A 19782-nucleotide genomic window follows, 5' to 3' on the forward strand; every position below is an offset into this window, starting at 1 on the left:
TGCCGTCGGGGTAGCCGGCCACGCAGCCGTAGCGCTCGATCAGGTTGGAGAGCGCCTGGTAGGCCCAGTCGGTGGGCCGCACGTCGGAGAACTGGGAGATGCTGGTGACCTGCTCGCCGCTGAGCGCCGGGCCGGCGTACTGCTCGATGGCGGCGAGGTTGAGTGCAGGCGTGTCCGCAGGACTCAGCGGGGCGGCGGCGGCCCCGGCGTGCCCTGCCACCAGAACGGCGATCAGTCCGAGGGTCTGTGGAGCTGCTGGCCGGTGTTGCCTGGGATTCATCGGAAGCAGGAAAACGACGGGGGAGGCACGAGCGCTGCGACGGTAGCAGAAATGAAAACGGGAATCATTCCAGAGTCTGTTCATGCAAGCAGGTGCCTGAAGTCGCCCTCCTGCAGGGGGAGGGTGCAGGCGCTGGCTTCGCCTTCAGCGGTTCCGCCCGTTCAGCGATCTCGTGGCCATCGGCACGACGACGACAGACACCACGATGGGCAGCAATCCCTCGGTTGCAGTGGCGGCGACAGCGGCTGGGCTGCGTCCTGCCCTGATTGAACCTGGGGATGTGATCGATGCTTCCCGGCGGACTGCCTCAGGGCACCAGCGTCGACCAGGCGAAGGCGGCGCCGATGCCGATCCAGATGCCGGCCAGCAGGCGCCGCCCGTTGTCCTGAACGGCCTCCAGCAGGGCCCGCGACCCGGCGGCCACCAGCAGCAGCAGGGCCCCCTGGGCGATGAACAGGCCGAGCATGTACGTGAGTAGGGGCGTGGGTTCAGCGCCGACGACCATCCCTCCCAGCAGGTAGCCGTGCAGGGCGATCGCCGGCAGCAGCAGCGCCGCCGGCACCCTGCCCAGCGCCACCAGTCCGGCCAGCGCCAGGGTGAGCGCCACCAGGGCCTCGGCGAAGGGCGCCACGGATGCGCTCAGAGGCAGCGCCTGGGCCAGGGCGCTGCCCAGCAGGCCGGCGGCCAGCAGCGGCAGCACCCAGGCCAGGGGGCGACGCAGGCCCACGAAACCGATGGCGAGCAGAAACAGAAGATGGTCGGGTCCCAGCAGGGGGTGGCCCAGGCCGCTCACGAAACCCATCCAGGGGCTGAGGGCGGCGCCCTCGGCCATCTCGAAGGGGTGGTGGGCCAGGGCGGCGCTGGGCTGCAGCACGCTCGCCAGGGCGAGGGAGCCGCCGAGCGCCAGGGCCGCCCGACCCAGGAGGCCTGCGGCGCCAGCCGCAGGAGAGGTGCGGTGAGTCAAGGATCGATCCTCGTCGAATGAAGACGCTGGCGGGCGTTCTGACTTCCCCATCCGGGGTTCACAGCTGCGGGACAGCGCCGGATTCGCACCGGTCTTTCCCCGTTTCCTTCAGCAGCTGTTCCCTGCTGAAACCAGTGGGCTGAGCTTACGTGGGTGCGGCCAGTTTCAGGGGCAGTTCCCGCCGCTGCAGCCGGGGGCCGGTGCTGGGCTGCAGTGCCAGGGGCAGGGACGCCGGCCGCACCACCTGCAGGGTGTTGAGCTCCAGCGTGGTCTCCACCACCTCGCCCCGCTGCTCGAACAGATCCAGCACCGTGAGCGTCTGCTCGGGGGGGGTGGCATCGTTCAGGCGCCGCCGGGGCCCGCTGCCCATCGCCCCGAGGCTGAGCAGGTTCATGCCGCCGCTCACCCCCGGGAAGTAGGCGTGGTGGTGGCCGCTCACGTAGAGGTGGCAGCCGGTGGCCGCCATCAGCTGACGCAGCTGCTCCGGCTGGTGCAGCACCTCGCCGGGCCGGTCGCGACCCAGGCCCACGCCATAGGGCGGCAGGTGTCCCATCACCAGGCGCAGCCGGGCCTGCCGGGCGGCTGCGCCGCTCAGCTGGCTGCGGGCCCAGGCCCAGTCCTCGGCCGGCACGCTGGCGGAGGAGGCGTCGAGCACCACCAGGAACACCGGCCCCCGGCGCAGGCTGTAGCGGAACGGGAACCGGGCGGCGTCTACCAGCTCCAGGCCCAGGCGCTGCTGGCGGGCCCGCCAGAAGTGGCCGGCCCGCTCCCGATCGAGGGCGAAGGTGAACCCGCCGGGGCCGCGGCTGCTGGAGGCGTCGTGGTTGCCCATGGTCGGCGCGAAGCCGCCGCTGCCGCGCAGCACGGGCTGCAGCACCTGCCGCTCGAAGCTGGCCCACATCGCATCGAGGTGGCCGCTGCCGAGGCCGAGTTTCTGGCCCGCCACCATGTCGCCGCCGCAGAGCACCAGGTCGGGTCGCAGCGCCTGCAGCAGCTGCACGCCGCGGTGCACCTGGGGGATGTAGTTGGTGGAGCCGTAGCTGGCGTTGAGGTCGCTGATCAAGGCCAGGCGCACGTCGCCCCGGGGGGGCAGCGGAGCCGCCGCAGCCTGCCGCCACCAGCCGACGGTCAGCAGGGCGCTCGCACCGGCAGCGCCCAGCTCCAGAAACTGCCGGCGGGAGAGGGACATGCGCTGGTGTGGGATCGGGCGGTGGTGTCGGCCCGGGTTCAGACCGCCTCCAGCTCGCGCAGCTGGGTTTCCAGACGCTGCTTCAGCCGCGTCTGCACCAGGGCGCAGAGATCATGCACCAGCTGGTCCTCGGCCTCGTAGATGAGCCGCACCCCGTCACGGCGGCAGCCCACCAGGCCGGCCCGCTGCAGCTGGCCCAGCTGGCGGCTGATGTGCGACTGGGAAAAGCCGGTGGCCTCGATCAGCGAGGCCACGTCCATGGGGCCCTGCTTGAGGTGGCAGAGCAGTTGCAGCCGGGCCGGTTCACTGAGCAGGCGGAAGAACTGGCTGAGCTCGTCGAGCAGCTGGGGGCTGGGCTGGGAGCTGAGGGGGTTCGCGCCGGAAGGGCCCATGGGAGTGCGGACTGCTCTTTATGCCTGTCAGCGCATTATGGGCCCGGATCGGGGCTGGCTTCGCAGACCGGCTTCAGAGCACCGTGAGCGCCACGCCCAGGCCCACCACCATGGCGGCGATCAGGGCTGCGGCCCAGAGGGCATGGGAGCGGGCGTCGGCCGGCGTTTCACCGATCACGGCCGCGATCTCATCGGCGTAGAGGTTGTCGTGGTTCTCCAGATCGTGGGTGTGCATGGCTGATTGGGAGGGGCTGCCCGCAACCTAGGCAGCCCGCAAGGGTCTGCCCAGGCCGCCGCCATCAGCCTTCATGGGCCCCCCTGGCGGCCGCCCAGGCTGGCTGGTCACATGGCCCGCCGTCCCTTGCCGCCGCCGGCGCCACCGCCGCGGCCGCCGGGTCCACCCACCGGCACCTCGATGCCGTTGCGCTGGTAGATGCTGCGCATGGCCTCGCGGTGCTTCTGGCGCTGGGCCTGGTTCTCGCGGCGCTCCTCCTGCAGGCAGCCGTTCAGGGCGGCGGTGTCGCGGGCGGCGTTGATGCAGCGCTCACTCTTCTGCAGCGTCTGAATGCGTTCCTTGTGGTGGCGCAGCAGCTGCGTGCGCCGCTCGGGAAAGATGCGCTGCTGCTGGTCCGGGGTGAGGCGCTGGGGGGCCGAGTCCTGGGCCAGGCCCGGCAGGGCGGTGGCCAGGGCCAGCAGGGCGAGGCTCAGGCCCGAGCCCAGGGCGGTGGCCAGGGTGCGGCCGCGGCGTGACGGGGCGAGGGTGGTCATGGCAAGGACGCCGATCGGAGCGACCGGCACGAGGGGATGGCGAGGGGACGACCGGCCGCACGGCCCGGGGCCGCGGGGGATCGATCACCACGGTCCCCATCGTCCTGGGGGCATCTGACCCAGTTGCATATGCCCGGCGCGAAGTTGTGACCAGATCTTTCCGGGGCTTCGCCCGCCGCCGTCGGCCCGGCCCGCGCTCAGGCCTCCCCCAGGGAACGGCCGCGCAGCAGCACCGTGAAACCCGCGTCGTCGCGCCGGCAGTGCAGGGAGCCCTGATGGGCACGGGCCACCCGTTCGGCGATCGCCAGTCCCAGGCCGCAGTGGCCGCTGCCGCCACGGGCGGCGTCGAGGCGGCGGAACGGCTCCAGGGCCTGGATCCAGAGCCGCTGGTCGAGCCCCGGCCCGGCGTCGGCCACCTCGATCTCGAACCCGTCGCCGTTCCAGGCCCGCAGACTCAGCCGGAAGGGCGCCGCGCCATGGCTGCGGGCATTGTCCAGCAGGTTGGCCACCGCCCGGGCCAGGCCCGTGGCCCGCACCCGGGCCCGCAGGGGCTCCAGCTGCAGCGCCAGCGGCTCCAGGCCGCACTGCCCGGCCACCTCGGCCAGGAACGCCTGCAGGTCGAGCTCCACCGCGGCCTCGTCGGTCTGTCCCCTGGCGAAGGCCATGAACTGGGCGGTGATGCGTTCCAGGGCATCCAGATCGGCCAGGGCCTTGGCGGCGTCAGCGGCCCCCATCGGCGTCGATTCCGCCAGGTGCAGCCGCAGCCGCAGGCGGGTGAGCGGGCTGCTGAGGTCGTGGCCGATCCCGGCCAGCATCGTTTCCCGCTCCCGCCGGGCCTGCTCCAGCTGGGCGAGCATCGTGTTGAAGCGGGCGGTGAGCCGGCGCACCGGTGCAGCCCCGCGCGGCGGCACCGGCTGAGGATCGCGGCCGTACCCGAGCTGCTGCAGGGATGTCTCCAGCAGGCCCAGCGGCCGCCTCACCTCCAGGCTCAGCACCAGGGTGCTCAGGCCGAGGCCGGCGGCCACCAGGGACAGCGTCAGCGGCAGGGGATCGGGCGGCCAGGCCCTCGCCCTGGGCAGCGGCGCGGCCATCCACACCGGCTCCAGCGCCGATGCCATCTCCACCCAGAGCTGGTTGTCCGCCGCCACCACCTCCCGGCAGTAGCCCAGCCGGTCGCACAGTTCGGCCCTCAGGGCGGCGGCCTGGCGCCGTCCGCGCAGCGAGGCGGGCGGCGGTCGGCTGGCCAGCTGCAGCCCGCTGAGCTCGGCCACCGCCTCCATCGTGTAGCGCTCCAGCGCCAGCTCCCCGAGCCTCAGGCTGAAGGCCACCTCCGAGCCCAGCTGGCTCATCCGTGCCCCGACGATGCGGCGCCCCAGCAGCGCCTGGATCAGCAGGAGACTGAGCAGCCACAGGGCCAGGCCGCAGGCGCCATAGCCCAGCAGCCTCAGCCAGCGCCGGCGGTCAGCCCCGGGGCCGGCCATCGGGAACGAACACGTAGCCGTAGCCCCACACGGTCTGGATGAAGCGCGGCTGGGAGGGCGTCTCCTCCACCAGCCGGCGCAGCCGCGACACCTGCACATCCATGCTGCGGGTGTCGGTTTCGCTCAAGGGACCGCGCGCCAGCTCGATCAGGCGCTCCCGCGACAGGGGGCGGTGGGGATGCCGGGCGAGGGCCAGCAGCAGACTGAATTCCCCGCTGGTGATCGCCACCGGCACCCCGTCGCGCTCCAGGCTGCGGTTGTTGGGGTCGAGGCGCCAGGCGCCGAACGCGATCATGGCCTCCCGGTCGAGCGGGGCTGCCGCCGGCAGGCTGGCCCGGCGCCGCAGCACCGCCTCGATGCGGGCGGTGAGTTCGCGGGGCAGGAAGGGTTTGGCGAGGTAGTCATCGGCGCCCTGCTCGAGCCCGATGATCCGGTCCACCGCCTCGCCCCGGCCCGTGAGCATCAGCACCGGCAGGTCGTCGCCGCCGTCGCGCAGTCGCCGCAGCGCCGTGAGGCCGTCGTCTCCGGGCAGCATCAGGTCGAGCACCACCAGGTCGGGCCGCTGGCTTTGCAGCCGGCTCTGGAGCTGGCGTGCATCCACCAGGCAGCGCACCTCGTAGCCCTGCTCGCCCAGGTAGGTGGCCAGCATCTGGCGGAGTTCGGGGTCGTCGTCGACGACCCAGATGCGGTGCGGATGCGCCATCGGGCGGGCGGCAGGGGCGGCAGCCGGCAGGCGCTCAGCCCGCCAGCGGCACCGGGGCCATGCCGCTGGCGTCGAACACCCCCTCGAACAGCACCGAGCTCAGGTAGCGCTCGCCCGAATCGGGCAGCACCACCACGATCGTCCGGTCCGCGTAGGCCGGTTCGGCCGCCAGGCGCAGGGCCGCGACGGTGGCGGCACCGCAGGAGATCCCGGCGAGAATCCCCTCCTCCTTCATCAGCCGGCGGGCCATGGCCACCGCCTCGGCGTCGCTCACCGTCTCCACGCGGTCCACCAGATCGAGATCGAGGTTGGCCGGCACGAAGCCGGCGCCGATCCCCTGGATCTTGTGCGGCCCGGGCCGGAGTTCCTCGCCGGCGCGGGTCTGGGAGATCACCGGGCTGTTGGCCGGCTCCACCGCCACCGACACCAGCGGCTTGCCGAGGGTGCGCTTGATGTAGCGGCTGACGCCGGTGATCGTGCCACCGGTGCCCACGCCCGCCACCAGCGCGTCGATCCGGCCCTCGGTGTCGTCCCAGATCTCCGGGCCGGTGGTGTCGTGGTGGATCTGGGGGTTGGCGGGGTTGGCGAACTGCTGCAGCAGCACGTAGCGATCCGGATCGGAGGCGGCCAGCTCCCGGGCGGCGCCGATGGCACCGGGCATGCCCAGGCTGCCCTCGGTGAGCAGCAGCCGGGCCCCGTAGGCGGTGAGCAGCTTGCGCCGCTCCAGGCTCATCGTCTCCGGCATCGTGAGGGTGAGCGGAATGCCCCGGGAGGCGGCCACGAACGCCAGGGCGATGCCGGTGTTGCCGCTGGTGGGCTCGATCAGCTCCTTGCCGGGACCCAGCAGCCCATCCTTCTCGGCCTGCCAGATCATCGCCGCGCCGATGCGGCATTTCACCGAATAGGCGGGGTTGCGGCCCTCGATCTTGGCGAGCACCCGGGCTCCGCAGCCCCGCGTCACCCGCTGCAGGCGCACCAGGGGGGTGCGGCCGATGCTGAGGCTGTTGTCGGCGTAGATGGTCATCGTCGCTCGCCTCGTCACGCGCCGGGCAGGGCCCAGCCTAAGGACGGGGTCGGCACCGCACCGCGTTCAGGACTGGGCAGGGTTCAGGACTGGGCCGGCTCCCATTCGATCTTCACGACGTCCACCGGCCCGCGGCCGCTGTGGTTGAGCTCCTGTGCCGCCCGCAGGGCCGCCTCGTGGGTGTGGAAGAGGTAGGCCTGGTCGGGGCTGCTCACGTCACTGAGGTGTTCGTCGCTGCCCTGCAGGGCGAGGTAGGCCTGGTTGTCCAGCCGCTGGATGGCGTAGCGCTCCGCCTGGGTGCAGTCCATCGGGTGGGAGGGATCGATCTCCGGGGCCCAGAAGTGCATGGTCGAGGGGAGGGCTGATCGAACCCTAGCCCCGGTGGAGATGGGGCGCCGGGCGGTCTGGAGGCCCCTCCTGCGGGGGGCTGCCTGATCGCCGGTCCGGCGCCCGCTTCATGTCTCTTCATCGGAAGCGAAACATTCGATGAAACCCCCATGGATCCACCGCGCAACGCCCGTAATTTCACCGGGCGGCTGCGGTGGCTTCGGCTTGTGTCCAGCCGCTCTCCCTTGCCCAACCCCCCGCAACCCTTCCCATGGCTCTGCTCAAAGCTCCGGTTCTTGGCATCGAGCGCTACGCCAACGACCGTGACAAGGAAAACTGGGCCCAGGCCTCGAGCGAGGACCGCAACACGATCATCCGCGCCGTGTATCAGCAGGTGCTGGGGCATCAGTACCTGATGAAGAGCGAACGGCTCGACGGCCTTGAGTCGCTGTTCCGCAACGGCGATCTCACGGTGCGCGAGTTCGTGCGTCAGGTGGCCAAGAGCGGTCTCTACAAGGCCCGCTTCTTCGAGAACTGCAACCCCTACCGCTTCATCGAGCTGAACTTCAAGCACCTGCTCGGCCGCGCCCCCCAGAACGGCGCCGAGATGCTGCACCACTTCACCATCCTGCAGGAGCAGGGCTACGACGCCGAGATCGACTCCTACCTCGACAGTGACGAGTATCAGGAGCGCTTCGGCCAGGACGTGGTGCCCTACATCCACGGCTGGGATTACTCCAAGGGCCATGAGGGCCGGCAGTTCTCCTGGCTCATGCAGCTCGCCCGCGGCGCCGCCGCCTCCGTGAAGGGGGATGCGGCCGGGGTGCAGTCGCGCCTCAACAAGGTGGTGCACACCAACCGTCCGATCGCCGTCAACCCCCCCAGCTCCGGGCCGGCCTTCTTCCGCTCCGCCATCGGCACGGGGGTGTACGACGGCGAGCTGGGCACCAGCGTGGCCGTGTTCAACAGCGACCGCAGCGACCGGGTGGCGGGGCTGCCGGTGATGGCGGGCACCCGCAGCAGCGACGGGGCCAGCGGCCGCCTGGTGACGATTCTGGTCACCGGCGTGGCCGACAACGCCTATTCGCGCACCGCCGAAACCGTGATCCGGGTGCCCTTCACCCGCATGAACGAAGCCCTGCAACGGGTTGGACGGCTGGGCGGCCGGGTGGTGGAGGTGCGGGTCAGCTGAGCCGCAGACTGAAGGGAGTTCCCCACAGGAGCGCACCGCCATGTTTCTGAAAATCCGCCACGACGACGACTCCAGCCTGGTGGAGGTGCTCGACCTCAAGCAGCTGTTCGATCCCTTCGCCAGCCGGGTGGAGGCCCGCATCCACGCCGGTGAGGAACTGCAGGATCCTCAGGCCCTTGCCAAGGTCAACCTGTTCTTCCCCTCCGGCGAGGACCTGCCCCGCTGCTGGGTGGATCCCCACTACGCGGAGTCGAACGCCTAGGCCGCCAGGCCCACGGTGGGCAACAGCAGATCCATCAGCGCGCCACCCTCCGGGTGGTTGCTGGCCTGGATCCGCCCACCGTGGGTCACCGCGATCTGCTGCACGATCGAGAGGCCCAGGCCGCTGCCGGTGCGCTGGCTGCGCACCCGCGAGGGATCACCCCGGTAGAAGCGCTCGAACATGTGCTGCAGATCCTCCCGGCTCAGGCCGGGACCGTGATCGCGCACGCTCACCTGGCACCAGCCGGCATGGCTGGTGATCGACACCTCCACGCTGCTGCCGTCGGGGCTGTATCGAACGGCGTTGTCGATCAGGTTGAGCAGGGCCCGGTGCAGGCGTGAGGCGTCGGCCTGGAGGGTGATGGCGTCGTCGTCCTGCACGGCCAGGCCCACGCCCCGCTGCTCCGCCAGGGGCCGAAGGCCGGCCCACACCTGGTCCACCAGCGCGCGCAGATCCACCGGCGTGCGCTGCAGGCCGCGGCCCGGCACCGTGTTCTCCAGCCGCGACAGCTCCAGCAGGTCGTTCACCAGCTCCTGCAGGCGCAGCAGCTCCCGCTGCAGCCGTTCCACCAGCCGGGCATTGCGCTCATCGGCCTGGGCGGCCAGGCTGTCGCCCACCAGCAGCAGGGCGGTGAGGGGGGTCTTGAGCTCGTGGGCCACATCGCTCACCCAGCGCTCCTGCTGCTCCAGCTGGGCCTCCAGGGAGCGGCGGCTCTGCAGCTGCACGCCGATCCAGCCGTCAGCGGCGGGCACCACCATCACGTCGAAGTCCTGATGGTCGAAGTGCCACTCCAGCCGCTGGGGACGGTCCTGCCGCCGGGCCATCGCCACGCTGCTGAGCAGGTTGGCGTCCGGACACAGATCCGCCAGGGTGCGGCCCTCCAGGTGGCGGCCCGCCTTCAGCCCCAGGATCCGCCCGGCGCGGGTGTTGAGATGGCGCACCCGGTCACCGGGGGCGAGCAGCACCCAGCCCACCGGTGAGGAGTTGATCCAGCTGAGCAGCTGCGTGGCGCTGGGGAAGCTCTGCTCCTCGGGTCTGCGCGCCGTCGTGGTCCACGGGGCCCAGCGGCGGCGCGGCGGGCGGCGCAGGTCAGCCAAAGCGGTAGCCGAAGCCGCGCACGGTGATCAGGTGCTCCGGCGCCGAGGGGTTCACCTCCAGCTTCTCCCGCAGCCAGCGGATGTGCACGTCCACGGTCTTGCTGTCGCCGAAGAAGTCCACCCCCCACACCTGCTCGAGCAGCTTCTCGCGGCTCCACACCCGGCGAGGGTGCTGCATGAACAGCTCCAGCAGCCGATATTCCTTGGGCGAGAGGTTCACCTCGCAGCCGTTGCGCGTGACCCGGCACTCATCCTGGAAGAGACGCAGGTTGGCGTGCTCCAGCACCTTGGTGGTGGCCACGGGGTTGGTGGTGCGGCGCAGCAGCGCCCGGCAGCGCGCCACCAGTTCGCGCATGCCGAAGGGCTTGGTGAGGTAGTCGTCGGCCCCCACCTCCAGCCCCAGCACGCGGTCGGTCTCGCTGTCGCGGGCACTCACCACCAGGATCGGGGTGTGGTTGTCGCCCCCGCGCAGCTGGCGGCACACGTCCAGACCGCCCAGGCCGGGCAGCATCAGGTCGAGCACCACCAGGGCGAAGGCCTCCTCCTCGCCGGCGCGCTGGACAAACTGGAGGGCATCGCGGCCGTTGCCGCAGGCCGTCACGTCGAAGCCCTCGAGCGCCAGGGCGTCGCGGATGGTCTCGCGGATGGTGTCGTCGTCTTCGACGACCAGCAGCCTCGGTTGCATGGACCCATTCTGATGGGTCAGGGAGCCGCCCCAGAAGAGCCCCTCAGCCAAGGCGGTACCCCCTGCCGCGCACGGTGCAGATCAGCCGGGGCCTGGCCGGATCGTCCTCGAGCTTGAGCCGCAGCCAGCGGATGTGCACATCCACCGTCTTGGGGTCGAGCGCCGGCCCCTCGCATTCGCCCCACACCAGGCGCAGTAGTTCCTCCCGGTGCCAGATCCGACGCTGGTGCTCCAGCAGGAAGCGAAGCAGCCTGAATTCCCGCGGCGAGAGCTTCACCGGCCGGCCGTCGCGCCGCACCTCGTGCTCCTCCACCACCATCGCGATGGGACCGCAGCGCAGCACCGTGGACTGGGGCCTGAGCAGCTGCCGCCGCCGCACCAGCGCACGGCAGCGCGCCAGCACTTCGGCGTGGCCATGGGGGGGCGGCAGCACGGCGTCGGCGCCCGCTTCCAGGGCCCGCACCGGTTCCCGGCTGCTGAGCAGCAGCAACGGCACGGGAGGATTCACGGCGGCGGCAGCGGCGCACAGCCCGCGCAGCTGATCCTCGGAGAGTTCGCGGGTCACCACCATCAGATCGAGGCGCGGGTCACTGCCGAGAAGCTCCTCCGCCGTCTCCGGGGCCAGGCACCGCTCCACCAGGAAGCCCCCTGTCGCCAGGTGAGGTTCGAGGGGGTCGTCGGCGTCGTCCTGGGCCAGCAGCAGCAGCCGCGGAGGCTGCTGCCGGCTCACCGGCGCTGCAGCGGTTGATGGGCGATCACCAGCCGGCGCTGGGAATCGATGGACAGCCAGCCTTCCTCGCGCAGGGCGCCGAGCACCCGGGTCACCGTGACCCGGGTGGTGCTCAGGGCGCTGGCCAGCTCCTGGTGGGTGAGCTTCACGTTCAGGCGCAGGCCCTGATCGCAGGGCTGGCCGTAGTCATTGGCCAGCAGTTCGAGAAAGCCTCGCACCCGCTCCTCGATGCGCCGCAGTCCCAGCAGCGCCAGCATGGCCTCGCTCTGGCGGTAGCGCGCCGCCATGCCCTGCAGCAGGGCGATGGCCAGATCGGGGGAGCCCGCCAGGTCCTCGCAGCTCAGGCAGAGCAGGTCGGTGTCATTGAGGGTGCGGGCCTCGTAGGCCTGCACGTTGCTGAGCGGTTCGCCGAAGGGTTCGTTGGGGCCGGCGAGGCCCAGCAGCAGTTCGTCGCCCTGGAGGGAGATGGCGCTCAGTTTCACCATGCCCCGGATCACCATCCAGACGCTGCGCTTGAGCAGGGGGACGGTGCTGCCGGCGCTGAGGTGCACCAGGCTGCGCTTCTCGAAGCTGGTTTCGAGCAGATCCCGGAAACTGTCCCGGTAGGAGGCTTCCAGGGACGGTGTGAACACCATGACGGTCTGGATCCGGTTCTGCGGCCTCAACCTATGGACATCCCCGGCACGCCAGGCAAAGGTCCGGTAGCGGCTGGTTTAAGAGTTGGTTAGCGCCGGGTCGTCCGCGGGGATGGGCGGCCGCCGATGGCACGATGCCCAGGCCCCCTGCGAGCCGCTGTGCCGAAAGCCTGGACCCTCGTTCCTCAGGCCCGTGCCATTCCCTCCGAACTGCTGGCGGGAATCGTGGTGGCCCTCGGTGTCATTCCCGAGGCCATCGCCTTCTCGATCGTGGCCGGGGTGGATCCGCGGGTGGCGCTGTTCGGATCGATCTGCATCCTGATCGTGGTGGCCGTGCTGGGCGGGCGGCCCGCCATGGTGTCCGCCTGCACGGCGGGAACGGCCCTGCTCATGGGCGGCCTGATGCAGGCCCATGGCCTCTCCCATCTCCTGGCCGCCTGCATCCTGGCCGGCGTCTTTCAGATCCTCTGGGGGTTGCTGCGGCTGGCCAGGCAGATGCGCTTCGTGCCCCGGGCGGTGATCGTGGGCTTCGTGAATTCCATCGGTGTGCTGATCTTCATGGCCCAGCTGCCGCAGATGGGACTGGGGCAGCCGGGACGCGACACGCCCTCGGCGCTGGTGGGCGTGGAAGCCGTGAGCTGGCCGATCGTGTGGGGCCTGGTGGCCCTGGGTCTGGTGATCATCTACGGCCTGCCCCGTCTCACGAAGGTGGTGCCCTCCACCCTGGTGGCGATCATCACGATCAGTGCGATCGCCGAGGCCTGGCAGCTGCCGGTGCCGCGGGTGGGGGATCTCGGGGAGCTGCCCAGCAGCCTGCCGGCCCTGCGGATTCCCGAGGTGTTCGGTTCCTTCGACACCCTCGGCATCATCCTTCCCACCGCCCTGGCGATCTCCTTCGTGGGCCTGCTGCAGTCGTTCCTCACCGCCAGCGTGGTGGAGGACCTGCTGGATGAGGATGCCGACTACGACGCCGAGGCCAGGGCCCAGGGCATCGCCAACATCACCGCCGGCCTGTTCGGCGGCATGGCCGGTGCCGGCATGATCGGCCAGACCGTGATCAACATCGAGTCGGGCGGTCGCCATCGCCTCTCCACCCTCACCGCCGGCGTGGGGCTGCTGGTGCTGGTGATCTCCCTGCGGGAGTGGCTGGTGCGCATCCCCATGGCGGCCCTGGTGGCGGTGATGATCATGGTGTCGATCAGCACCGTGAACTGGGAGTCGTTCCGCCAGGTGCGCCGGATCCCCAAGGGCGACACGGCGGTGATGCTGCTCACGCTGCTGCTGGCCGTGCTCACCCGCAACCTGGCGATCGCGGTGCTGGTGGGGGTGGCCCTGGCCGGGATCCTGTTCAGCCGCAAGGTGGCCAAGGTGATCGCGGTGGATGCCACCTGGCTGGCGGAGGATCACCTCCATTACGCCGTGCGTGGTCAGCTGTTCTTCGTGAGCACGGTGTATTTCCTGGCCGGTTTCAGGGAGCACGCCCACCCGGCCCGCGTCACCATCGACATGGGCCAGGCCCACATCTGGGACCAGACCGGCATGCGCGCCCTGGACCAGGTGATCCGCAAGCTCGCCCAGGCCGGATCCGATGTGAAGGTGCTGCATCTCAACCCTGAGAGCCTGGATCTGTTCCAGCGGATCAGTGAGAGTCCTGCCCTGGTGATCGGCGCCGGCCGCGATCGTTCCGGCGAGGCCGGTTCCGCCGTGTTCTGAGGCCTGCCGTTCTCCACCCCGTCCATGGTTTCCCCCGCCCCCGGCACGCCGCCTGGACCCGCCGGCTCCGGCATCCTCAACGTCATCGGCGGGGAGAGCGGCCGCGGTGACCTGTTCGGTGGCCTCACCGCCGCCGTGGTCGCCCTGCCCATGGCCCTCGCCTTCGGTGTGGCCTCGGGGGCGGGCCCCGTTGCCGGCCTCTGGTCGGCGGCGATCATCGGCCTGGTCGCCGCCCTGTTCGGCGGCACTCCCGCGCTGATCTCCGAGCCCACCGGGCCGATGACGGTGGTGTTCACCGCGGTGCTGGCCACGCTCAGCGGCCGGCTCGAGGATCCGGCCCAGGCCCTGGCCGTGGCCTTCACGGTGGTGATGGTCGCCGGCGTCTTCCAGATCCTCTACGGGCTGTTGCGCCTGGGCGACTACATCACCCAGATGCCCTACACGGTGATCTCGGGGTTCATGAGTGGGGTCGGCACGATCCTGATGATCCTGCAGATCGCGCCGCTGCTCGGGGAGCCCGCGCCCCCCGGCGGCGTGCTCGGCACGCTGGGCGGCCTGCCGGAGCTGCTGCAGGGAATCCGGCCGATGGACTCCCTGCTGGCCCTGATCACCCTCGGGGTGCTGGGGTTCACGCCTGCCGCGGTGCGGCGCTTCCTGCCGGTGCCCCTGTTCGCCCTGATCGTCGGCACGAGCCTGTCCCTGCTGGCCTTCCCGGGGGTGGAGCTGCGGCGCATCGGCACCATTCCCAGTGGCCTGCCGCACTTCACCCTGCCTGCCATCCCCCCCGATGTGCTGCAGCTGGTGCTGGTGAACGCGGCCCTGCTGGGGCTGCTGGGCTCGATCGACTGCCTGCTCACCTGCCTGGTGTCCGACAGCCTCACGCGCATGGAGCACAGGTCGAACAAGGAGCTGGTGGGCCAGGGCCTGGCCAACATCGCCGCCGGCCTGTTCGGCGCCCTGCCGGGATCAGGGGCCACCACCGCCACGGTGGTGAACATCCAGGCCGGTGGGCGCACGGGGCTGTCGGGGATCCTGCGGGCGCTGATCCTGGCGCTGGTGATCCTGGGCGGCTCCGGACTGGCCTCCCGGATCCCCCTGGCCGTGCTGGCGGCGATCGTGTTCCAGGTGGGATTCGGCATCGTCGACTGGGGCTTTCTGGCCCGGGTGCCCCGGCTCTCGCGCCGGGGCGCCTTGATCACCTATGTGGTGACCGCGCTCACGGTGCTGGTGGATCTGATGGTGGCGGTGGGGGTGGGCGTCTTCATCGCCAACATCCTCACCATCGATACGCTGAACCGCAGGCAGGCCGGCGCGGTGCAGACGATCAGCACCGGCAACGAGGCCGATGATCGCGCCGCTGACCTCAGCGTCCAGGAGCGTGAGCTGCTCGATCAGGCCAGGGGGCGCGTGCTGCTGTTTCAGCTCAACGGCGCCATGATCTTCGGCGTGGCCAAGACCATCAACCGGGAGCACAACGCCATCGGCGACTGCGACGCGGTGATCTTCGATCTCTCCGCGGTGTTCCATCTGGGCCTCACGGCCGCCCTGGCGATCGAGAACGCCGTGGAGGAGGCGATCGAGGCGGGCCGCAACGTCTATGTGGTGGGCGCCCAGGGCACCACCCGCCAGCGGCTGGAGGAGTTCCGGCTGTTCGAGAAGCTGCCGGACGACCACACCGACCTCACCCGCCATCAGGCCCTGATGCATGCAGTGGCGGCTCTGCCGGCAGCAGATGCGCCGCAGCCGGAGCTCCAGACCGATTGCCCCGCCTGATCCACAATCGGAGCGGAACCGCGTCGGAGCCTCGGGAGCATGCCAGGAGGTGACCAGCGGCTCCGTGAGCGGCTCGCCCCGCGGATCAGCCACCTGATCCGCCACTGGAAGGGTGACCTCACCGGCGGCGTGACCGCGGCGGTGGTGGCCCTGCCCCTGGCCCTGGCCTTCGGTGTGGCCTCCGGAGCCGGTGCCATCGCCGGCCTCTACGGGGCCGTCAGCCTGGGTTTCCTTGCCGCCCTGTTCGGCGGCACCCCCACCCAGGTGAGCGGTCCCACCGGCCCGATGACGGTGATCATGACCACCGTGGTGACCCTGCTGGTGGGGCGCTACGGGCCGGAGGCGGGGCTGGCGATGGCCTTCACGGTGGTGGTGCTCGCCGGCGGCTTTCAGGTGCTGTTCGGCCTGATGAAGCTGGGGCAGTACATCACGATGATGCCCTACACGGTGATCTCCGGCTTCATGAGCGGGATCGGCGTGATCATCATCGTGCTGGAGGTGCCGCCGCTGCTGGGGGTGAAGCTGTCCGGATCGGTGGCCACCATCGTCGCCGGGCTTCCCGGCGCGATCAGCCAGACCAATCCCACCGCCCTGGCCCTGGGGCTGGCGACCTTTGCGCTGGTGATGCTCTATCCGAGGCGCTGGAACACCGTGCTGCCGGCGCCGCTGGCGGCCCTGGTGCTGATCACCCTGGCCTCGGTCCTGCTGCTGCCGGCCGATGCCGTGCCGCGGCTGGGGGCGATGCCGGCCGGACTGCCGCAGTTGGTGCTGCCACGCCTCAGCCTCGGCGACCTGCGCACCCTGGCCGGTTTCGCCCTCACCCTGGCGGTGCTTGGGGCGATCGATTCGCTGCTCACCTCCCTGGTGGCCGACAACGTCACCCGCACCCACCATGATTCCGACAAGGAGCTGATCGGGCAGGGCATCGGCAACATCGCCGCCGGTCTGGTGGGTGGTCTGCCGGGTGCAGGCGCCACAATGCGCACCGTCACCAACGTGCAGGCGGGGGGGCGCACGCCCCTTTCCGGCATGGTCCATGCCCTGGTGCTGCTGGTGATCACGCTCGGGGCGGGTCCCCTGGCCAGCCCCATTCCCCAGGCGGTGCTGGCGGGCATCCTGCTGCGGGTGGGGCTGGACATCATCGACTGGAATTTCATCTTCCGGGCGCCGCTGCTGTCGTGGAAGACCACGGGCCTGATGTGGCTGGTGCTGATCCTCACGGTGTTCTGGGATCTGATCACCGCCGTGGTGGTGGGGGTGTTTCTGGCCAACATCCTCACGATCAAGCGTCAGAACGACCTGCAGCGCGAGCAGATGCGGCGCCTGCAGGGGCACGTCGACCTCGACGCTGGCCAGCATGACCTCAGCCCCCAGGAATCGCGGCTGCTCCTGGGTTGCGGCAGGGACGTGCTGGTGATGCAGCTGGCCGGGCCGCTGAGTTTCGGCGCCGGCAAGTTTCTCTCCCAGCAGCTCAGCAGCGTGGATGACTTTCACACCCTGGTGCTGGACCTCAGCGAGGTGCCCCTGCTGGGGGTGACGGCCGCCCTGGCGATCGAAACGATCTGCCTGGACTGCCGCGACCAGCAGCGCCAGGTGATCATCGTGAGCGACCGCAGTCAGCCCGTGGAGCGCCTCAACCGGCTGGGTGTGGACCGGATCCTGGGCGTGGCCTTCATGGTGGACCGGCTCTCAGCCCTGCAGGCCTGCTCCAGCCAGCTCGCCAAGGCCGCCTGAAGCCATGGGCTGGTTCGGACTGGCCGAGCTGCTGATCCTGGGACTCCTGGCCGACGGTCTGTTCCGGCGGCTGGGGGTGCCGGGGCTGATCGGCATGCTGCTGGTGGGGGTGGCGCTGGGCCAGTCGGGACTGGGCCTGCTCGATCCCCGGCTGCTGGCCCTCAGCGGCGATCTGCGCCAGATGGCCCTGGTGGTGATCCTGCTGCGGGTGGGGTTCGGGCTCAACCTGGCCGCGCTGCGGCAGGTGGGGCGGCGGGTGCTGCTGCTGGCCTGGATGCCGGCCGCCTGCGAGGGCCTGATGATCACGCTGGTGGCGCCGCCGCTGCTGGGGCTGAGCACGCTGGAGGCGGCGCTGCTGGGCAGCGTCATCGCTGCGGTGTCGCCGGCGGTGGTGGTGCCGCTGATGCTGCGCCTGATCGAGGAGAAGCGCGGCACGGCGCGGGCCATCCCGCAGATGGTGATGGCCGCCGCCTCCCTGGACGACATCGCCGTGATCGTGGTGAACGGCGTGCTCCTGGGGCTGCTGGTGCAGCAGGCTGGCGCTCTGCCGGCCCAGCTGATCCGCCTGCCGCTGGGACTGGCCCTGGGCGCCGCCGCCGGCGCGGCCCTGGGCTGGCTGCTGATCCGCTGGATCGCCCGCTTCCGGCCCCAGGCCAACCGCCAGGTGCTGCTGATCCTGGCCCTGTCGCTGCTGCTGCTGCGCCTGCAGGAGCGCATCAACGGGCTGGTGCCGTTCACCGGCCTGGTGGCGGCGATCGCCCTGGGGGTGGTGATCCTGGAGCTGCGCGAAGACCTGGCGCAGCCGATCGCCGCCAGGCTGGCTTCGATCTGGGTGTTCGCCGAGCTGGTGCTGTTCACCCTGGTGGGGGCCCAGCTGAACGTGGCGGTCGCCTGGCGCAGCGGTCTGGCGGGTCTGGCGGTGCTCGCCCTGGGCCTGGTGGCGCGCTCGATCGGCACCCTGCTCTGCCTGAGCCGCAGCGACTTCACGGCCGGCGAGCGCCTGTTCGTGACCGTGGCCTACCTGCCCAAGGCCACGGTGCAGGCGGCCATCGGCGCCGCGCCGCTGATGACCCTGCAGGCCGCCGGGCTGCCCACGGGGCCGGGCGAGCTGATCCTGGCGGTGGCGGTGCTGAGCATCGTGGTCACGGCACCGCTGGGGGCCTGGCTGAGCGCCCTGCTCGCGCCGCGGGTGCTGCGGCTGGAGGCGGCCGCACCGCGCTGAGTGCCGGGCGGGCTACCACAGCTCGGGTTTGCGCAGCGCCGCCACACAGCAGGAGGGGCCCTGGATCGGCTGAAGCGCCTGCCCCGTGAGCGACTGCGCCAGCCAGCCCTCGGGCCGCTGCAGTGGCAGGGGCGACGGGATCACCGCCGTGGTGGTGGGCTGAAAGCCCACCTGGGAATAGAAGCGCGGATCGCCGTAGGTGAGCACCAGCTCCACGCCCTGCCGCGCCAGAGCCTCCAGGCCGAACCGGATCAGGCGCTGGCCGATGCCCCGGCGCTGCACGTCCGGCAGCACCGCCACAGGCGCCATGAGGAAGGCGTCGGTGCCGCTCTCGAAGCGGAGCCGCGAGACGACGATGCCGCCGACGATCCGATCGTCCTGGGTGGCCATGAAGCAGTGGCGATCCTGGCTGTCAGTGCCGTTGATCAGATCGCCCACCAGGGCACCGATCAGCCTGCCCTCGGCCTCACCTTCAGAGGCGGTGAAGGTAGTGATGAACAGCCGCTGGAACTCGGCTGCGTCGTCCCGGCCGCAGGTTGCCAGCCGCACGCTGTCCTGGTCCCGGCCCCCGGGCGTTGTCCCGATCATCCCGGCCCAGGTCCGTAGGGAAACAGCCGCCGGCTGCGGTTGGCGATCGCCACCAGGGCCAGCATCACCGGCACCTCCACCAGCACCCCCACCACGGTCGCCAGGGCGGCGCCGGAGCGCACGCCGAACAGGCTGATGGCCACCGCCACCGCCAGCTCGAAGAAGTTGGAGGCGCCGATCAGGGCGCCCGGGGCCGCCACGTCGTGGGGCTGGCGGCAGGCGCGCATGCCCAGGGCGGTGAGCAGGAAGATCAGCACGGTCTGCAGGATCAGCGGGATCGCCACCAGCACGATCAGTCCGGGGTTGGCGGCGATGGTGCCGGCCTGGAAGCCGAACAGCAGCGTCACCGTGGCCAGCAGGCCCACCACCGCCCAGGGCTTGAGCGCGGTCTCCAGCCGCTCGATGGCGCTTTCGCTGGCCAGGAAGCGGCGGGTGAGCCAGCCCGCGGCCAGGGGAATCACCACGAACAGGCCCACCGAGAGCTGCAGGGTGTCCCAGGGCACCACCACCTGGCTCACCCCCAGCAGCAGGGCGGCGATGGGGGCGAAGGCCACCACCATGATCAGGTCGTTCACGGCCACCTGCACCAGGGTGTAGGTGGGGTTGCCGCGGCAGAGCCGGCTCCACACGAACACCATCGCCGTGCAGGGGGCCACCCCCAGCAGGATCATGCCGGCGATCAGTTCATCGCCCAGCTCCGGCGGGATCCAGGCCGCGAAGATGCCGCGGATGAACCACCAGGCCAGGAGGGCCATAGTGAAGGGCTTCACCAGCCAGTTCATCCCCACCGTCACCAGCAGCGGCTGGGGGTTGCGGCCGATCCGGCCGACGGCGCCGAAGTCGACGGCCAGCATCATCGGGACGATCATCAGCCAGATCAGCACCGCGATCACGAGATTGATCCGGGCCACCTCGATGCCCGCCAGCAGGCTGAACAGGCCGGGGAAGGCCTGGCCCAGCAGCAGGCCGGCGGCTATGGCCAGGGCCACCCACAGGCTCAGGAATCGCTCAAAGATGCCCATT

General features: G+C 70.8%; 22 protein-coding genes and 1 riboswitch. Of the genes, 6 read left to right on the top strand and 16 right to left on the bottom strand.

Going from position 1 to position 19782, the window contains the following annotated elements; genetic code table 11:
* The 10 genes from KBY90_RS14325 to KBY90_RS14370 form a co-directional block, all read right to left on the bottom strand.
* The coding region (locus KBY90_RS14325) for an S-layer homology domain-containing protein (protein ID WP_254969340.1) at positions 1–280 on the bottom strand (280 nt) is incomplete at its 3' end.
* Between the two features lie 307 nt (positions 281–587).
* A complete protein-coding gene (locus KBY90_RS14330; protein ID WP_254969341.1) occupies positions 588–1244 on the bottom strand; it encodes a HupE/UreJ family protein in 657 nt (218 codons plus the stop codon).
* Between the two features lie 10 nt (positions 1245–1254).
* Positions 1255–1395, bottom strand: a riboswitch (cobalamin riboswitch).
* On the bottom strand, positions 1390–2433 hold the full coding sequence (locus KBY90_RS14335; protein WP_254969342.1) for a metallophosphoesterase: 1044 nt from the start codon (positions 2431–2433) through the stop codon (positions 1390–1392). Its footprint overlaps the riboswitch before it by 6 nt.
* Before the next feature lie 38 nt (positions 2434–2471).
* On the bottom strand, positions 2472–2825 hold the full coding sequence (locus KBY90_RS14340) for a helix-turn-helix transcriptional regulator (protein WP_254969343.1): 354 nt from the start codon (positions 2823–2825) through the stop codon (positions 2472–2474).
* A gap of 73 nt (positions 2826–2898) precedes the next feature.
* Positions 2899–3060 (bottom strand): hypothetical protein, encoded by a 162-nt coding sequence (locus KBY90_RS14345; RefSeq protein WP_254969344.1) that lies wholly within the window; start codon positions 3058–3060, stop codon positions 2899–2901.
* Between the two features lie 107 nt (positions 3061–3167).
* Positions 3168–3593, bottom strand: coding sequence for a hypothetical protein (locus tag KBY90_RS14350; RefSeq protein WP_254969345.1), 426 nt, complete (start codon positions 3591–3593; stop codon positions 3168–3170).
* A gap of 197 nt (positions 3594–3790) precedes the next feature.
* The gene (locus tag KBY90_RS14355) at positions 3791–5074 is read right to left on the bottom strand and encodes an ATP-binding protein (protein WP_254969346.1); all 1284 of its coding nucleotides are present in this window, start codon (positions 5072–5074) and stop codon (positions 3791–3793) included.
* Positions 5055–5777: a response regulator gene (locus KBY90_RS14360; protein ID WP_254969347.1), complete on the bottom strand. Its 723-nt coding sequence runs from the start codon at positions 5775–5777 to the stop codon at positions 5055–5057. The genes KBY90_RS14355 and KBY90_RS14360 overlap by 20 nt, the downstream gene beginning before the upstream one ends.
* Before the next feature lie 34 nt (positions 5778–5811).
* The gene (cysK, locus tag KBY90_RS14365; RefSeq protein ID WP_254969348.1) at positions 5812–6801 is read right to left on the bottom strand and encodes a cysteine synthase A; all 990 of its coding nucleotides are present in this window, start codon (positions 6799–6801) and stop codon (positions 5812–5814) included.
* Positions 6802–6884: 83 nt separating this feature from the next.
* The gene (locus tag KBY90_RS14370) at positions 6885–7148 is read right to left on the bottom strand and encodes a hypothetical protein (RefSeq protein WP_254969349.1); all 264 of its coding nucleotides are present in this window, start codon (positions 7146–7148) and stop codon (positions 6885–6887) included.
* A 251-nt stretch (positions 7149–7399) separates the two neighbouring features.
* On the opposite strand from KBY90_RS14370, the gene KBY90_RS14375 reads away from it, so the two are divergent.
* Together KBY90_RS14375 and KBY90_RS14380 are read left to right on the top strand one after the other, a co-directional pair.
* Complete coding sequence (locus KBY90_RS14375; RefSeq protein ID WP_254969350.1) at positions 7400–8320, top strand: phycobilisome rod-core linker polypeptide; 921 nt, start codon at positions 7400–7402, stop codon at positions 8318–8320.
* 40 nt (positions 8321–8360) lie between these two features.
* A complete protein-coding gene (locus tag KBY90_RS14380; RefSeq protein ID WP_254969351.1) occupies positions 8361–8582 on the top strand; it encodes an acetyltransferase in 222 nt (73 codons plus the stop codon).
* Here KBY90_RS14380 and KBY90_RS14385 read toward each other — a convergent pair.
* The 4 genes from KBY90_RS14385 to KBY90_RS14400 are packed head-to-tail and all read right to left on the bottom strand — an operon-like array spanning position 8579 to position 11729.
* Entirely contained in the window at positions 8579–9679 is a 1101-nt protein-coding gene (locus tag KBY90_RS14385) for a cell wall metabolism sensor histidine kinase WalK (protein ID WP_254969352.1), read from the bottom strand. The genes KBY90_RS14380 and KBY90_RS14385 overlap by 4 nt on opposite strands.
* A complete protein-coding gene (locus KBY90_RS14390) occupies positions 9672–10364 on the bottom strand; it encodes a response regulator transcription factor (RefSeq protein WP_254969353.1) in 693 nt (230 codons plus the stop codon). The genes KBY90_RS14385 and KBY90_RS14390 overlap by 8 nt, the downstream gene beginning before the upstream one ends.
* A gap of 43 nt (positions 10365–10407) precedes the next feature.
* Entirely contained in the window at positions 10408–11094 is a 687-nt protein-coding gene (locus KBY90_RS15115) for a response regulator transcription factor (RefSeq protein WP_254969354.1), read from the bottom strand.
* Entirely contained in the window at positions 11091–11729 is a 639-nt protein-coding gene (locus KBY90_RS14400) for a Crp/Fnr family transcriptional regulator (RefSeq protein WP_254969355.1), read from the bottom strand. The genes KBY90_RS15115 and KBY90_RS14400 overlap by 4 nt, the downstream gene beginning before the upstream one ends.
* Before the next feature lie 126 nt (positions 11730–11855).
* On the opposite strand from KBY90_RS14400, the gene KBY90_RS14405 reads away from it, so the two are divergent.
* Genes KBY90_RS14405 through KBY90_RS14420 form a run of 4 tightly spaced genes read left to right on the top strand, consistent with a single transcriptional unit; the run spans position 11856 to position 18171 of the window.
* Positions 11856–13442, top strand: coding sequence for a SulP family inorganic anion transporter (locus KBY90_RS14405; protein WP_396122604.1), 1587 nt, complete (start codon positions 11856–11858; stop codon positions 13440–13442).
* A 24-nt stretch (positions 13443–13466) separates the two neighbouring features.
* On the top strand, positions 13467–15215 hold the full coding sequence (locus tag KBY90_RS14410) for a SulP family inorganic anion transporter (protein ID WP_254969357.1): 1749 nt from the start codon (positions 13467–13469) through the stop codon (positions 15213–15215).
* Between the two features lie 39 nt (positions 15216–15254).
* Positions 15255–16949: a SulP family inorganic anion transporter gene (locus KBY90_RS14415; protein WP_254969358.1), complete on the top strand. Its 1695-nt coding sequence runs from the start codon at positions 15255–15257 to the stop codon at positions 16947–16949.
* 4 nt (positions 16950–16953) lie between these two features.
* A complete protein-coding gene (locus tag KBY90_RS14420; RefSeq protein WP_254969359.1) occupies positions 16954–18171 on the top strand; it encodes a cation:proton antiporter in 1218 nt (405 codons plus the stop codon).
* A 12-nt stretch (positions 18172–18183) separates the two neighbouring features.
* On the opposite strand, the gene KBY90_RS14425 is transcribed toward KBY90_RS14420, so the two are convergent.
* Entirely contained in the window at positions 18184–18720 is a 537-nt protein-coding gene (locus KBY90_RS14425; RefSeq protein ID WP_254969360.1) for a GNAT family N-acetyltransferase, read from the bottom strand.
* A gap of 35 nt (positions 18721–18755) precedes the next feature.
* Positions 18756–19781, bottom strand: a complete 1026-nt coding sequence (gene arsB / locus KBY90_RS14430; RefSeq protein ID WP_254969361.1) for an ACR3 family arsenite efflux transporter — start codon at positions 19779–19781, stop codon at positions 18756–18758.
* Position 19782: the final 1 nt, after the last annotated feature.

It is taken from the genome of Cyanobium sp. CH-040 (genome assembly GCF_024346135.1).
Taxonomy (GTDB): domain Bacteria; phylum Cyanobacteriota; class Cyanobacteriia; order PCC-6307; family Cyanobiaceae; genus NIES-981.

Excerpts from the sequence above, each read along its gene's own strand:
- KBY90_RS14335 (WP_254969342.1), bottom strand. The coding sequence starts at position 2,433 with ATGTCCCTCTCCCGCCGGCAGTTTCTGGAGCTGGGCGCTGCCGGTGCG.
- KBY90_RS14340 (WP_254969343.1), bottom strand. The coding sequence starts at position 2,825 with ATGGGCCCTTCCGGCGCGAACCCCCTCAGCTCCCAGCCCAGCCCCCAG.
- KBY90_RS14345 (WP_254969344.1), bottom strand. The coding sequence starts at position 3,060 with ATGCACACCCACGATCTGGAGAACCACGACAACCTCTACGCCGATGAG.
- KBY90_RS14350 (WP_254969345.1), bottom strand. The coding sequence starts at position 3,593 with ATGACCACCCTCGCCCCGTCACGCCGCGGCCGCACCCTGGCCACCGCC.
- KBY90_RS14355 (WP_254969346.1), bottom strand. The coding sequence starts at position 5,074 with ATGGCCGGCCCCGGGGCTGACCGCCGGCGCTGGCTGAGGCTGCTGGGC.
- KBY90_RS14360 (WP_254969347.1), bottom strand. The coding sequence starts at position 5,777 with ATGGCGCATCCGCACCGCATCTGGGTCGTCGACGACGACCCCGAACTC.
- cysK (WP_254969348.1), bottom strand. The coding sequence starts at position 6,801 with ATGACCATCTACGCCGACAACAGCCTCAGCATCGGCCGCACCCCCCTG.
- KBY90_RS14370 (WP_254969349.1), bottom strand. The coding sequence starts at position 7,148 with ATGCACTTCTGGGCCCCGGAGATCGATCCCTCCCACCCGATGGACTGC.
- KBY90_RS14375 (WP_254969350.1), top strand. The coding sequence starts at position 7,400 with ATGGCTCTGCTCAAAGCTCCGGTTCTTGGCATCGAGCGCTACGCCAAC.
- KBY90_RS14380 (WP_254969351.1), top strand. The coding sequence starts at position 8,361 with ATGTTTCTGAAAATCCGCCACGACGACGACTCCAGCCTGGTGGAGGTG.
- KBY90_RS14390 (WP_254969353.1), bottom strand. The coding sequence starts at position 10,364 with ATGCAACCGAGGCTGCTGGTCGTCGAAGACGACGACACCATCCGCGAG.
- KBY90_RS14400 (WP_254969355.1), bottom strand. The coding sequence starts at position 11,729 with ATGGTGTTCACACCGTCCCTGGAAGCCTCCTACCGGGACAGTTTCCGG.
- KBY90_RS14405 (WP_396122604.1), top strand. The coding sequence starts at position 11,856 with ATGGCACGATGCCCAGGCCCCCTGCGAGCCGCTGTGCCGAAAGCCTGG.
- KBY90_RS14410 (WP_254969357.1), top strand. The coding sequence starts at position 13,467 with ATGGTTTCCCCCGCCCCCGGCACGCCGCCTGGACCCGCCGGCTCCGGC.
- KBY90_RS14415 (WP_254969358.1), top strand. The coding sequence starts at position 15,255 with ATGCCAGGAGGTGACCAGCGGCTCCGTGAGCGGCTCGCCCCGCGGATC.
- KBY90_RS14420 (WP_254969359.1), top strand. The coding sequence starts at position 16,954 with ATGGGCTGGTTCGGACTGGCCGAGCTGCTGATCCTGGGACTCCTGGCC.
- arsB (WP_254969361.1), bottom strand. The coding sequence starts at position 19,781 with ATGGGCATCTTTGAGCGATTCCTGAGCCTGTGGGTGGCCCTGGCCATA.